This is a genomic window from Microvirga sp. BSC39 (assembly GCF_000739015.1).
Taxonomy (GTDB): Bacteria; Pseudomonadota; Alphaproteobacteria; order Rhizobiales; family Beijerinckiaceae; genus Microvirga.
This window is the reverse complement of record NZ_JPUG01000073.1, coordinates 63,060-75,661: the sequence shown is the minus strand read 5'-3', so window position 1 is coordinate 75,661 and position 12,602 is coordinate 63,060. Positions and strand designations below refer to the sequence as shown.

The window sequence follows — 12,602 nt, the reverse complement described above, 5'->3', positions numbered from 1 at the left end:
CAAAAATCCGCGATGCCCAAGTTCACAGCGAAGAGCTTGCCTTGCTCCGCGAGGCAGGCTCCTTCTCTAGTGGACCTCAAGTTTTGTCCGATCTCGGCGAACTCAACTTGGTGTCCTTCGACGGCCGACGGGCAGGATAACCCGTCAGGATTATAGCCTGAGCGTCGGACCCGCCTTTCCTCCCGAGGCTGCGCTTCTGCCCGCAGTCACTGGCAATTGAGATAAGCCGCGCGGGAATCCGCCTGCGCTTCACCTTGTGTTGGCAGGATCTGCCAGGAGGTTGCGCTTGTCTCCACTCGTACTCGTGGCGGACAGGCTATCCGCCCTATTCGGTTTAAGCTACCCGGTTCAGGCTGGTCTTGCCGGTTCAGTGCCCTATAAGGCTAAGGCATGCAGCTTGACCGTTATCTCGTTGTGCCTGTCGATGACCGCTGGGCCGTTCAACTGGGAGGCTCCATCCTTGGTGCATTTCCCCGGAAAGGCGAAGCCATTCAGGCTGCAATCGCCGTTGCCGTCTCGTCGGGAAAGTTCGGAGCCCAAGCCGAGGTACTGACACAAGGCCCGGAGGGCGGGTTCATGCCAATCTGGACCCTTGGGCTGGACGGCTACTCCGCCGAAGCCTAGAAGCCTCCTCCCCACTTGATTTGGAACCCCAAAAGGATGCGGGCACTGGTTGATGGATGATGAACTGCGTGAGTTCCTCCGGCACTCCCTCCGGTCGGTCTGGAATATCGAACTGCTGCTTTGGCTTTACCGGCATACGAGCCGCGGGTGGCACGCTGCCGATCTCGTGCAGGAGATGCGTGCAAGTGACATGGTTGTCGGCCAGGGCATCACCAGCCTGCAGCAGGCAGGATTGATTCAAGGCGAGGCGAGCGGCACGTATCGCTACAGCCCAGCCTCTCCAGAATTGGACCGTCTCGTCCAGCAACTCGAGCGCGTCTACCGTGAGCGCCCCTCTGTCGTCACCCGAGCGCTGTTTGCACCATCCAACGACAAGCTCGCAACATTTGCCGACGCATTCCGTCTGAAGAAAGATTGAACGTCATGCTCAGCTTTCAGACCATCATCTACAGCTTGTGCCTTCTCACGAGTGCCGGATGCGCCATTCTCCTGGTGCGGAGCTACGGGCAGTCCCGTGCCAAGCTCCTGCTCTGGAGCGCGCTCTGCTTCGTTCTTCTCGCCGTTAACAACCTGCTGGTCGTGATTGATCTACTGGTTCTGCCGAGCGTCGACCTCGTCCCGTTCAGGAACCTCGCGTCTCTTGCTGCCGTCAGCGTCCTGCTGTTTGGCTTCATCTGGGAGACCGAGTAAGTGAGTGCCGTCACATCCCACTTCATCTCCGGCCTGATCACGATGGGGTTCCTGATCGCAGGCCTCTTCTTTCTCCGTTTCTGGACCAAAACCCGGGATCTTCTGTTTGCCGCTTTTGCGGCGGCGTTCTGGCTGTTGGCTGCCAATCAGGCGCTCGTCGCCTTAATCGATGTGGCGCGGGAGGAACGCAGCTGGCTCTATCTGCTGCGGGTCGCAGCCTTTGCGCTGATCATTGCAGCGGTGGTCTGGAAGAACAGGAGTTCCGCCAAACTGCCCGGACGAGGTGGCAGGAGCGAAGGAAATTAGCGCTCGTCGAGCCGAGATCGCTGTGCTGCGTCGGGACCTGCGAAGGGGGTAGCGTCTCAACCTCTCCTCGAAATAAGAATTGCGGCAAATGCTCTCCGTCTTTGACCTCATTGCCGTTCTGCTCGTTCTGACCGCCACCTTCGGCTGGTTCAACCATGTCGTCATACGGCTGCCTCATACCATAGGCCTGCTGACGATGGGCCTTGTCGCCTCCCTGCTCCTGATCGGGGTCGAGATTGTCCGACCGGAGGTGCACCTCTACGAGGACCTCACCGTCCTTTTGCGCCAGGTCGACTTCAGGGCGACCGTTCTCAACGGGGTCCTGGCCTTTCTGTTGTTTGCAGGCGCTCTTCATGTCGATCTCTCGCTGCTGAAGCGGCGTGCCTGGCCCATCGGGGTCATGGCAACAGCTGGCGTGGCGATCTCAACCGCCATCATCGGTGTTGGCTTGTGGTGGATTTCCGGGATCCTTGGAGTGCCGCTCCCCCTGACATGGGCGCTGGTGTTCGGCGCCCTGATCAGTCCCACCGATCCGGTTGCGGTTCTCAGTACGCTCAAGTCCGTGAAGGTGCCGGAGACACTCGAGGCCGATATGTCGGGCGAATCCCTGTTCAACGATGGGATCGGCGTGGTGGTTTTCACAATCCTGCTCGCCATCGCGTCGGGAGCTGGTGAAGGCGGTGCCAGCCCTGGGCATATTGCCGAGCTCTTCTTCGTTGAAGCTCTTGGTGGCGCGGTCCTCGGGTTCGTCACGGGATACGTCGCCTACCGGTCGATGCGCGTAATCGACAACTATCCTCTGGAAACTCTGATATCCCTGGCGGTCGCCGCCGGCACCTATGCGGCGGCTGCGTAGTTTCACATGAGCGGACCCATCGCGGTCGTCGTGGCCGGGATCCTCATCGGCAACCGTGGCCCGCAGGATGCCATGAGCGATCTGACTCAGCGGTATGTCTTCGGCTTCTGGCAGCTCGTCGACGAGATCCTGAACTCCGTGCTGTTTCTGTTGATCGGGCTCGAGGTCCTGGTCCTCGGCTTCGATCCTGCCTTTGCCTGGCTCAGCGTGGCAAGCATTCCCCTTGCGCTCCTCGCCCGCTTCCTGGCCGTGGCGCTTCCGGTCACGGTGATGCGAACACGGCAAAAGTTTTTGCCTGGGACGATTCCGGTTTTGACGTGGGGCGGCTTGCGCGGCGGGATCTCCATCGCGCTGGCGCTGTCCCTGCCCGATGTCGCCGAAAAGCCCGCTTTGCTGGCCGCAACCTATGCTGTCGTCGTATTCACAATCGTCGTCCAGGGTCTTAGCCTGCGCTCCATGGTGGAACGGGTGACTTGAACCCACCCAGGAGAACGTCATGACACGTCTGGTCCTTGAGCCTCTGGGCACGTATCGCGCCTACCCGCGAGAGCAGATGATCGAGCGGGCACGAGCCTTCTACGAGGACATCAAGCGCAGGAGGACGGTGCGGGACTTCTCCGACAGGCTGGTGCCGCGGGAGGTGGTCGAGTATGCCATTCTGGCTGCGGGCACGGCGCCGTCTGGCGCCAACCTCCAGCCCTGGCACTTTACCGTGATCACTGACCCAAACATCAAAAGGCGCATTCGGGAGGAGGCGGAGGCCGAGGAGCGCGAGTTCTACAGCGGCCGCGCTCCCCAGGAGTGGCTCGATGCATTGGCTCCGCTCGGTACGGATGCGAGCAAACCTTTCGTCGAGACGGCGCCCGTGCTGATCGCCATCTTCGGGCAGCGGTCAAGCGAAGGGCCTGACGGACGCAAGGTCAAGAACTACTACGTGCCGGAATCGGTGGGAATCGCCACAGGCTTTCTGATCGCAGCACTCCACGAGGCCGGCTTGGTCACACTCACCCACACTCCTAGCCCAATGGGCTTTCTCAACGAGATCTGCGGTCGCCCCGAGACGGAAAAGCCCTACATCCTCCTCGTTGTCGGTTACCCAGCCGAGGGCTGCACGGTGCCGGTTTACGGTGGTGTCAAGAAGCCGTTGGAGCAAATCGCCTCCTGGCTGTGATGATCCCCGGGGAGATCCCATCGTCGCTGGAATGCTGTGAACGTCAGCCTTTGGCTCCGCAACGCCACTGGCTCGTCAGGCCTGTCGGAGGCGCCTGGATCACCCTGTGGCCCCTATGGAAGCACCACACCGATGGAGTGTGCACCCACGCTCTGGAACCTGTGACCGTCTGGAGCTGATTGTTGGAGATCTGAGACCCTCGTCAACCGAGACGCTTGGAGCGGACATCCAGAAAGGAAGGGGAGCTCCCTTGCTTTCTCCTGCGACACGATCCAGCAACGTCATCGATCCACTCGCCGAACAGGTCAGCAGCTTCCAGGCTGCTGGCAGGATTGTAACTCCCCACCCGTAACCCAGAGAGCAATGTCACACTGACTGACCTCTAGGGTACAGGCTGCCGATTCCGAGGAGGGAACGATCCTGCGCCGAACCGATTGTCCAACAGCGAAGCTTCTCCTCGGGCGCGGAGCCTGACACAATGAAGGGTGCGCAGCACGGGCGATGGCGCAACTTTTCACACCGGCAGCAACCACCCTGTTCCGGGTGGTCATCGTGCTCACGGGGCTTGGGATCGTGGGCGCGGGCGTGACCGCCTATCTGTGGGCCCGTGCGGACAGCACCTGGAATGTCGGCAAGCCGGCGCCGCAGCCGGTCCCGTTCCGGCACGATCTTCACGCGGGCCAGCTCAGCATCGATTGCCGTTACTGCCACTCGACGGTGGAGCGCGCGGCGGACGCGGGCATGCCCTCGGCCCAGACCTGCATGTCCTGCCATTCGCAGGTCTGGGTGGGGGCGAGCGTTCTCGAGCCTGTCCGTTCGAGCTTCACGCTCGGCCAGCCGATCCGATGGACCTCGGTTCACCGCCTGCCGGACTATGCCTATTTCCATCACGCGGCCCATGTGACGAAGGGCGTCGCCTGCGAAACCTGTCACGGCCGCGTGGACCAGATGCCGAAGACGGTGAAGACCCAAACCCTCTCAATGGGCTGGTGCTTGGACTGCCATCGCGATCCGGTGCCGAGCCTTCGCCCCCGCGAGGCGGTTTTCACCATGGGCTACGAGCCTCATGGCGATGAACTGCCTGCGGATATTCGCGAGTTCTACCGGGAAGCCTCCCGGCGACTCACCAGCTGCAACACATGCCACCGGTAGGTTCGATGGGCGAGGGAACGACGATCGATCTCGAAGCCCTGAGGGCTCGCCTCGCAACGGAAGAGGGGCCGCGTCTGTGGCGCAGCCTCGAAGAACTCGCGAACGTGCCGGAGGTGCGCCGCCATATCGAGGCCGAGTTCCCCGACATCGTGCAGGCCGCACAGATCGACCGGCGCACCTTGCTGAGGCTGATGAGCGCCTCCCTGGCCCTGGGAGGGCTGGCGGCCTGCAACGGCAGCGATGCCGGAGCAAAGGCGCCGCTCCTGTCGCAGAGCCACAACATGCCGGGCCATGTGCCGGGTGTGCCGGTGACGATCGCCACCTCCCTGGCGCTAAACGGCTATGGCAGGGGCGTGCTCGTCAAGGCGCAGGAGGGGCGCCCGATCAAGATCGAAGGCAACCGACTTCATCCCGCGAGCCTCGGCGCCACCGACGTGTTCGCCCAGGCCGAGATCCTCTCGCTCTACGATCCCGACCGGTCCGACATTCCGCTGCACGATGGTATGCCGAGATCGTGGGAGGCGCTCACGAACTTCATCCGCCCCGTGCGCAATGAACTCGTGGTCGACGAGGGCAGGGGATTGCATATCCTGATGCCCCCGACCGCATCGCCGACTCTGCACAGGCTGATCGGGCAGGCGCGGCAGCTTTTCCCGCATGCGCAATGGCATGTGTTCACACCGATCGACGATGCCAATCATCATGCTGCTGCGATGTCCGTTTTCGGACGCGCCGTGGAGCTGGTCTACGACCTGACCCAGGCCGATGCGATCGTGACCCTGGGAGGTGATCTCTTCGCCGAGGAGCCGGGGCATATCCGCTATGCGGCCGATTACCAGGCGCGACGGCGGGCGCCGGACCGGGGGCTTCCGCAGCTCTTGGCTGTCGAAACACGCACGAGCCTCGTGGGTGCCCGTGCGGACGAGCGCATTCCGCTCCGCCCAAGGGATTTCGAAGCCTTCGTCGAGGCGCTTGCGGTGGCTCTCGAGACGGGGGCTGCACCGTCCGGTTCCCATCCGGCCATTGCCCGTCTGGCCGATGCGCTGCGTCGCGCCGGAGCCCGCAGTCTCGTCACAGCGGGTCGCGAGCAGCCCGCTCGCGTTCATGCGCTGGCACTGGCCATCAACGCGCGCCTCGGTGCCCTTGGCACGACCCTGCGCGCCATCGAGCCCCTGCGCATTCCAGGCGGCGCGGTCGGGTCACTCGGTGATCTGACGGAAGCCATTCGAGCCGGGCAGCTCTCGCGCCTTGTCATTCTCGGCGGCAACCCCGTCTACACGGCGCCGGCCGATATTGAACTGGCAGCGCTCGTGCGGCGCGTGCCGCTGTCCCTGCATCTCGGACAGCACAGGGACGAGACGGCCGCCGTCTGTCATTGGCATATTTCCGAGAGCCACCCGCTCGAAAGCTGGGGCGACCTGCGGGCCTTCGACGGCACGGTGGGTCTGCGTCAACCGACTACGATGCGCCTGAAATCCGGCTTGAGTGCCGAGGAATTCCTCGGCCTCATGGCAGGCCAGAACGTGGATGGCCGCGGCTTGGTCCAGGCCACGTGGCGCGAGGCCTGGGGCGACGCTTTCGACGCACGTTGGGTGCGATCCCTCGAGGACGGCGTGGTCGAAGGTTCCGCGGCCCCCACGGTCGATGTCGCCGTCCAGCCGAACTGGAGGCCAGAGCCCGCTGCACCCGTCCTGTCTGCAGGGCTCGATGTGCTGTTTGCGCCCGATCCCTCCGTCTGGGACGGCTCGTATGCCAATAACGGCTGGCTGCAGGAACTGCCCAAGCCGCTCACGAAGCAGGTCTGGGGCAATGCCGCTCTGATCGCGCCGGAAACGGCGGAGATCTTCGGGCTCGCATCGGGTGACGCCGTCGACCTGTCAGTCAACGGGCGCGTCGTGCGGGCGCCGGTATGGCTACTGCCCGGCCATGCGCCCGGCGCCGTGACGCTGCCCCTCGGCTATGGCCGTCAAATGGCCGGACGAATCGGCAACGGGATCGGCTTCGATGCCTATGCCGTCCGCTTTTCGGATTTGCCTTGGGTCACGTCGGGAGAGCTTCGGCGCGTCGGCGAGAGGATACCCGTCATCTCGACGCAGCAGCACCATTCCCTGCAGGGGCGGGACATCGTGCGTGTTGTGGCGCCCGGCGAGGCCGTGCCTCCCGAGCCGGTTCACCCATCGATTTATCCCGAATGGCCCTACAAGGAACATGCCTGGGGCATGGCCATCGATCTCGATGCCTGCATCGGCTGCAATGCCTGCGTGATCGCCTGCCAGGCCGAGAACAACATCGCCGTTGTCGGCCCCGAGGAGGTGGCGAAGGGGCGCGAGATGCATTGGCTCCGGGTGGACCGCTACTATGCCGGCGATCCGGCAGCGCCCGAGACCTATTTCCAGCCGGTTCCCTGCATGCACTGCGAGAAGGCCCCCTGCGAGGTCGTGTGCCCGGTGAACGCAACGGTGCATTCCTCGGAGGGGCTCAACGACATGGTCTACAACCGCTGCGTCGGCACGCGAACCTGCTCAAACAATTGCCCCTACAAGGTGCGCCGCTTCAACTTCCTCGATTATCAGGGCACCGACGTCTCCGCCCCGTTTGAGGCCACGAACCCGCAGGTGACGGTGCGCGACCGCGGCGTAATGGAAAAGTGCACCTTCTGCGTCCAGCGCATCGGGGCTGCCCGCGCCAATGCCCGCGTCGAGGATCGCCGCCTGAATGACGGCGAGGTGATGACCGCCTGCCAGCAGGCGTGCCCGACGCAGGCCATCGTGTTCGGCGACATCAACGATCCCGACAGCTCTGTCAGCCGCCTCAAGGGAAGCCCGCGCAACTACGCGCTGCTGGGAGCGCTCAACACGCAGCCGCGCACCACCTATCTCGCGCGTGTCCAAGACCCGAAGGAGAACGGGTGAGCCCATGACCAGCGACGCCCATGCAGCGACGAGCCGGGTGGCCGATGTTCCGCTCTCCCCGCATTTCGGTTGGGCATGGTGGCTTGCGCTTCTCGCCGCCGGCGGGCTCGTGGCGCTTCTCGGCTATACGCTGATCTCCGTCACGATCATCGGCGTCGGCGTCTGGGGCGTGAACATTCCTTACGTCTGGGGCTTCGATCTCATCAACTACGCCTGGTGGATCGGCATCGCCAACGGCGCCAGCCTCTTTGCCGCTATTCTGGTCCTGCGCCGGCACGATCTGCGCACGGCCGTCAACCGTTTCGCCGAAGGGGTTGCGCTGTTTGCCGTCATCTGCGCCGGAATCTTCCCGATCTTTCACCTCGGACGCCCCTGGCTATTCTACTGGACATTCCCCTATCCGGCGACCTTCGAGGTCTGGCCGCAGTTCCGCAGCACCCTGACGTGGGACTTCTGGGCCATCAGCACCCACGTGATCGTCACGAGCCTCCTGTGGTACGTGGGCCTGATCCCGGATCTGGCGACCCTGCGGGACCGTGCCAGGCGCCCGATCGTGCAGCGGATCTACGGTGTCCTGGCGCTCGGCTGGCGCGGCTCCGTGCGCCACTGGGCCTGCCACCAGCGGGCCTACCGGCTTGTCGCCATCCTGGTGCTGCCCCTGATCCTCATCATGCAGAGCACGGTCGCTTTCGAGTTCGCCGTGACCCTGGTGCCCGACTGGCACGAGACGCGCCAGCCGCTCCATTTCGTGGCGACGGGCTTGGCCCAGGGCCTCTCCATCGTCCTCCTCGTCGCGGTGCTCCTCCGCTGGGGCCTACGGCTCGGGCGGTACATCGACGAGGGTGACATCGACCTTCTGGGCAAGCTGGTGCTCGCGAGCGCCCTGATCTCCGGCTACCTTTACATCGATGAGATCGCCGCAGCCCTCCTGTCGGGAGGCTTGGCCCAGGAGGCGACCTTCACTCGCATGACTGGCGAGTACGCAGGCCTCTACTGGACGGCAATCGTCTATTCTGTCGTGATCCCACAGCTGTTCTGGTTCAGGGCCGCCCGGTTGAGCACCGTGGGTGGGGTCTTCATCGGCATCTCCATCGGCATCGGCATCTGGTTCGACCGCTTCTCCATCATCGTCGGCGGGCTTCAGACCGATTACCTTCCCTCCGTCGGGCGCGGCTACAGCCCGACGCTGCCGGAAACGGGTCTCTTCCTGGGAACCATCGGGCTGTTCGCAGCCCTGCTGCTGCTCTTCGTCCGCTTCCTGCCCGTGATTTCCATGTTCGAGACCCGCCATGACGAGCACGAGGAGAAGTCCTCATGACACGGCAGCCCTATGGCATCATGGCGGAGTTCAAGACCCCTGAGGCTCTCATGGAGGCGGTCAGGGCGGCCAAACGCGCCGGCTACACGCGGCTCGATGCATTCAGTCCCTTCCCTCTCTCCGATCTTGCCAAGGAACTCGGCGTTCGCACATCGGCGATTCCCTGGATCGCGCTCGTCGCCGGCCTCACGGGAGGGGTCATTCAATACGCCTCGCAATATTGGATGAACGCCATCGACTATCCGCTGAATGTGGGCGGACGGCCCCTCAACAGCTGGCCTGCCTTCATCCCCGCCTCATTGATCGTCGCAATTCTCTGGGCGGGCGCAGCAACACTCATTAGCCTGCTCGTGATCCTGCGGCTGCCCCGCCTGCATCATCCCGTCTTCGCAGTGCCGGGTTTCGAGCGTGCGTCGGAGGATCGTTTCTTCCTGTGCATCCTGCAGGACGATCCGGAATTCGACAGCACTGTCGTCCGCGAGTTTCTGGGAGCACTCTCGCCTCTGGCCGTTCAGGAGGTTCCGGCGTGCGAGTAGCTGCAGCCTTCGCCGCCCTTGTGCTGCTCGCCGCCTGCGACACCGGGACGGAGGAGCGGGACGCCGTCGCTTCGACGCGCACCGTGCAGCGAGCCTATATGCCGGTGCCTCCCGGCACGGTGCCAAGGGGAGCGTCCGCGCAAGCCGCCGCCCTCGCACCTCCGGGGCCGGAGCGAATGCCGGCTCTGCTCGCCCGCGGCGAGGAGCGGTTCCGGGTCTTCTGCACACCTTGTCACGGTGTGAGCGGCCGTGGCGACGGTCCTGTTGTCTCCCGGGGCTTTGCCCCACCGCCTTCCTACCATGAGGAGCGCCTGCGGTCCCTGGCGCCCGAGCAGATCGTGCAGGTGATCACGCAGGGCAAGGGACGAATGTTCCCCTATGCCGACCGTGTGCTCCCTGAGGACCGCTGGGCCATCGCCCACCACATCAAGGAATTGCAGGCGCGTGGGATCGGGGCTGCGTCAGGACAGGAGAGCGCGAAGCCATGACCGCCATGGAGGCCCTCTACATCGTCTTCGTGGCCCTTGCGGGCATTGCGATGGGCAGTCTCGTGGTGCTGATGGTCGGGCATCTCATGAACGAGGATTGGCTTGCGCCGGTCCGTGCTGAGGCGGAAGGCGCGGCTCTGACGCTGCCTTTCTTCCTGCTCCTGGGCCTCGTGCTGGCCTTCGGGCTCGGTGAGCTTTTCCCGTGGGCCGCACATCCGCTCGCCCTTCCTCCTGCACGGGCAGGTTTCCTGAGCCCCGGCTTCTTCATGATCCGGAGTGCCGCCTATATTCTGATCTGCACAGGGCTGGCCTATTGGCTGACGCATACCCGTCACCTGCGCCGCGCCAGCGCCATCGGCCTCGCGCTGCTGACGCCGGTCATGACCTTCTCGGCCTATGACTGGGTGCTGTCGCGGGAGCCGCAATGGTGGTCGAGCCTGTTTGGATTCGCGTTCGGCCTGGGGCAGGTTCTCGCAGCCCTTGCGAGCGCCATTTTGATCACGCTTCTTAAGAGGGAACCTGCTTCTCCTCAGCGCATGGCCAGTCTCGAGCGCGCGTTGCTGACCCTGCTGCTGCTGACGGCCTGGACGTGGTTCGCGCAGTTCCTCATCGTCTGGCTCGCGAACCTGCCGCACGAAGTCGCGTGGTATCTGGATCGCTCAGGCGACGGAAGTCTGGCTCTTCTCGGGACGTCCTACGCGCTCATGCTTGCCGCCATCGTCGTCCTCGTTCCCTCCGGCGTGAACCGCATGGCGATGCTGATCGGCAGCGCGCTGGCGCTCCTGCACCACACCACGCATATGCTCTGGGTGCTGCAGCCGCGTGGAGAGCTTTCCTGGTTCGCTCTCGGACTGATTCTCGCGGCTGCCGCTCTGTGGATCGGTGTCTATGTGGCCCTGATGCGGGTCCGGCCGACCTACACTGAAGAGGCGGTGGAAGAGCCTTAGCTCTTCGGCACGCTGCCACTGGGATTGGGGACGATGCGGCGGGTGCGGACATCGGTCTCTGAGGGAGCAGCCGGAGGGTTCGGGATGTCTGCAGTCACTTCGTCCTCGGGGCGCAGCGGAAGAGGCGGATCCGGCGGATAGACGCGCATGCCGTCTCGACCCAGGGAATAGAGGTAGGCTGCCATGTGCCGCGCCTCCGCCTCGGTCACGCCTTGCGCGGGCATGCCGGTGGCGGGCTTCAGGGCTGGTGGGTCTATCAGCCAGGCGATCAGGTTCCGCGGCGTGTTCGGCAGGAAGCCTGCGAGGAGATGCTGTTGGGCATAATTCTCCAGGCGCGGCCCCACCTTGCCCCTCGCGCCCCGCACATTCTCGATGGTGTGGCAGGTGCCGCAGCCATAGGCCTGAATGAGCGCATGGCCCTGTTCCGGCTCTCCGCCTGCGATCGCGAGGCGCGAGGACGGGTCCTGCGTGTCGCTGCAGGCGGCAAGTCCCGTCAGGACAATCGGCATCAGGGTCATGAGGAGTGGGCGAAGGATCATCGGCTCGGCTTCAGCAGGTCTGCGGTGGCAACCGGTGAAGGCCGCCCTCGTTCCGATCCGCCGGGTGTCAGGAGCCGAAGGGCCATCAAGAGCCCCGCCGCAAGATAGATCGCGCACATGGGAAGGGACATGATGGCTCCTGCCAGTTGCTGATCTTCCAGGGCCGTCAAACCCCAATCCATCGTGTCAGGCGCATGATACAGGGCTTCGCGGGCGAAGCTGAGGAGAGCGCTCAGCAGGCCGCTCTGCAGCAGGGTGATGAAGCAGGCGATGAGGGCGGCAGCGGCGGCCTCCCGGCCGGAATGCGCCTTGATCACGGCCCGCCAGAACAGCAGCGCCGTGCCGAAGAACAGGACGTGCTCCAGCCAGTGCAATGCGTCGGAGGCGACCGCTGCATCGAACAGCATCGGGCTGTGCCAGATCCACAAGGTCGCCATGTGGATCAGGGCTGCCGTGACAGGCCTTGCGCAGGGCGACAGGAATGCGAGTGCGGACCGCAACGGGCCGTGGCGCGCCATGCCGCGCCGCCAATGGGCCGGCAGGGCCCAAAGCCATGCGACCTCGGGCTTGCCGAGGACGAGGAGCGGCGGCGCGACCGCGATCAGCAGGATGTGCTGCACCATGTGAGCCGAGAGGAGATTTGACGACAGCGCCTCGAGCGGCGACAGCAGCGCGACGACGAGAAGAGCCGCCCCCAGGGCGAAGCAGGCGATCTGGCGGGGTGCGAAGCCGGGAGGAAACCGCCCAAGATCCCGCCGCAGGCGATAGACGCCCCGAAGGAAGAGCAGGCACGATGACAGCAGCGGGACCGAAACCAGCGGATCCGCATGCCACACATGCCAGAGATCGCCCGCGCCGTGAGGCGCTGTCCCGTGAGCGAAAGCAGGGAAGTCGAGCACGATGGTGGCCAATCCCACGGCGAGACCTAGTTCGATCCTGAGGGACCTGTTCGGGAATGGCTTTCGGGAACCAAGTCTCACGGCCAAGCTTTTCCGTTCAGTGCATGCAGAAATGACCTAGGGCGGATGGACCACGAAACGACCCTGACGCGCCCCCGATGGCG

General features: G+C 64.2%; 13 protein-coding genes and 1 pseudogene. 12 read left to right on the top strand and 2 right to left on the bottom strand.

Annotated elements, in window-relative coordinates:
• Window positions 1–390: 390 nt before the first annotated feature.
• The 12 genes and pseudogenes from MA07_RS19875 to MA07_RS19820 all read left to right on the top strand — a co-directional run bounded on the left by MA07_RS19875 (window position 391) and on the right by MA07_RS19820 (window position 11,000).
• Window positions 391–624, top strand: a complete 234-nt coding sequence (locus MA07_RS19875) for a hypothetical protein (protein ID WP_036355694.1) — start codon at window positions 391–393, stop codon at window positions 622–624.
• 52 nt (window positions 625–676) lie between these two features.
• Entirely contained in the window at window positions 677–1,042 is a 366-nt protein-coding gene (locus tag MA07_RS19870) for a hypothetical protein (protein ID WP_036355690.1), read from the top strand.
• Between the two features lie 5 nt (window positions 1,043–1,047).
• Complete coding sequence (locus MA07_RS19865) at window positions 1,048–1,314, top strand: DUF5985 family protein (protein ID WP_036355956.1); 267 nt, start codon at window positions 1,048–1,050, stop codon at window positions 1,312–1,314.
• A complete protein-coding gene (locus MA07_RS19860; protein ID WP_244445304.1) occupies window positions 1,315–1,620 on the top strand; it encodes a DUF5985 family protein in 306 nt (101 codons plus the stop codon).
• An 88-nt stretch (window positions 1,621–1,708) separates the two neighbouring features.
• Window positions 1,709–2,953: pseudogene (locus MA07_RS19855) on the top strand (sodium:proton antiporter).
• Window positions 2,954–2,972: 19 nt separating this feature from the next.
• The gene (locus MA07_RS19850) at window positions 2,973–3,647 is read left to right on the top strand and encodes a nitroreductase family protein (protein WP_036355687.1); all 675 of its coding nucleotides are present in this window, start codon (window positions 2,973–2,975) and stop codon (window positions 3,645–3,647) included.
• 501 nt (window positions 3,648–4,148) lie between these two features.
• On the top strand, window positions 4,149–4,799 hold the full coding sequence (locus MA07_RS19845) for a cytochrome c3 family protein (RefSeq protein WP_036355685.1): 651 nt from the start codon (window positions 4,149–4,151) through the stop codon (window positions 4,797–4,799).
• The gene (locus tag MA07_RS19840; RefSeq protein WP_200879405.1) at window positions 4,787–7,711 is read left to right on the top strand and encodes a TAT-variant-translocated molybdopterin oxidoreductase; all 2,925 of its coding nucleotides are present in this window, start codon (window positions 4,787–4,789) and stop codon (window positions 7,709–7,711) included. Before MA07_RS19845 ends, MA07_RS19840 begins: the two co-directional genes overlap by 13 nt.
• 4 nt (window positions 7,712–7,715) lie before the next feature.
• Window positions 7,716–9,029 (top strand): NrfD/PsrC family molybdoenzyme membrane anchor subunit, encoded by a 1,314-nt coding sequence (gene nrfD / locus MA07_RS19835; protein WP_036355680.1) that lies wholly within the window; start codon window positions 7,716–7,718, stop codon window positions 9,027–9,029.
• Window positions 9,026–9,565, top strand: coding sequence for a DUF3341 domain-containing protein (locus tag MA07_RS19830; protein ID WP_036355678.1), 540 nt, complete (start codon window positions 9,026–9,028; stop codon window positions 9,563–9,565). The genes nrfD and MA07_RS19830 overlap by 4 nt, the downstream gene beginning before the upstream one ends.
• Window positions 9,556–10,053 carry a cytochrome c gene (locus tag MA07_RS19825; RefSeq protein ID WP_052003352.1) on the top strand — a complete coding sequence of 166 codons (498 nt, stop codon included), beginning with the start codon at window positions 9,556–9,558 and terminating at the stop codon, window positions 10,051–10,053. Before MA07_RS19830 ends, MA07_RS19825 begins: the two co-directional genes overlap by 10 nt.
• Window positions 10,050–11,000 (top strand): hypothetical protein, encoded by a 951-nt coding sequence (locus tag MA07_RS19820; RefSeq protein ID WP_036355675.1) that lies wholly within the window; start codon window positions 10,050–10,052, stop codon window positions 10,998–11,000. Before MA07_RS19825 ends, MA07_RS19820 begins: the two co-directional genes overlap by 4 nt.
• Here MA07_RS19820 and MA07_RS29100 read toward each other — a convergent pair.
• Together MA07_RS29100 and MA07_RS19810 are read right to left on the bottom strand one after the other, a co-directional pair.
• A complete protein-coding gene (locus MA07_RS29100) occupies window positions 10,997–11,539 on the bottom strand; it encodes a c-type cytochrome (protein ID WP_200879404.1) in 543 nt (180 codons plus the stop codon). The genes MA07_RS19820 and MA07_RS29100 overlap by 4 nt on opposite strands.
• Window positions 11,536–12,519 carry a cytochrome c oxidase assembly protein gene (locus MA07_RS19810; protein ID WP_160195461.1) on the bottom strand — a complete coding sequence of 328 codons (984 nt, stop codon included), beginning with the start codon at window positions 12,517–12,519 and terminating at the stop codon, window positions 11,536–11,538. Before MA07_RS19810 ends, MA07_RS29100 begins: the two co-directional genes overlap by 4 nt.
• Between the last annotated feature and the right edge of the window lie 83 nt (window positions 12,520–12,602).

What these genes read in the sequence shown, in the direction of transcription:
- MA07_RS19875 (WP_036355694.1), top strand. Translation starts at nt 391, where the DNA reads ATGCAGCTTGACCGTTATCTCGTTGTGCCTGTCGATGACCGCTGGGCC.
- nrfD (WP_036355680.1), top strand. Translation starts at nt 7,716, where the DNA reads ATGACCAGCGACGCCCATGCAGCGACGAGCCGGGTGGCCGATGTTCCG.
- MA07_RS19820 (WP_036355675.1), top strand. Translation starts at nt 10,050, where the DNA reads ATGACCGCCATGGAGGCCCTCTACATCGTCTTCGTGGCCCTTGCGGGC.
- MA07_RS19870 (WP_036355690.1), top strand. Translation starts at nt 677, where the DNA reads ATGGATGATGAACTGCGTGAGTTCCTCCGGCACTCCCTCCGGTCGGTC.
- MA07_RS19840 (WP_200879405.1), top strand. Translation starts at nt 4,787, where the DNA reads ATGCCACCGGTAGGTTCGATGGGCGAGGGAACGACGATCGATCTCGAA.
- MA07_RS19865 (WP_036355956.1), top strand. Translation starts at nt 1,048, where the DNA reads ATGCTCAGCTTTCAGACCATCATCTACAGCTTGTGCCTTCTCACGAGT.
- MA07_RS19845 (WP_036355685.1), top strand. Translation starts at nt 4,149, where the DNA reads ATGGCGCAACTTTTCACACCGGCAGCAACCACCCTGTTCCGGGTGGTC.
- MA07_RS19830 (WP_036355678.1), top strand. Translation starts at nt 9,026, where the DNA reads ATGACACGGCAGCCCTATGGCATCATGGCGGAGTTCAAGACCCCTGAG.
- MA07_RS19850 (WP_036355687.1), top strand. Translation starts at nt 2,973, where the DNA reads ATGACACGTCTGGTCCTTGAGCCTCTGGGCACGTATCGCGCCTACCCG.
- MA07_RS29100 (WP_200879404.1), bottom strand. Translation starts at nt 11,539, where the DNA reads ATGATCCTTCGCCCACTCCTCATGACCCTGATGCCGATTGTCCTGACG.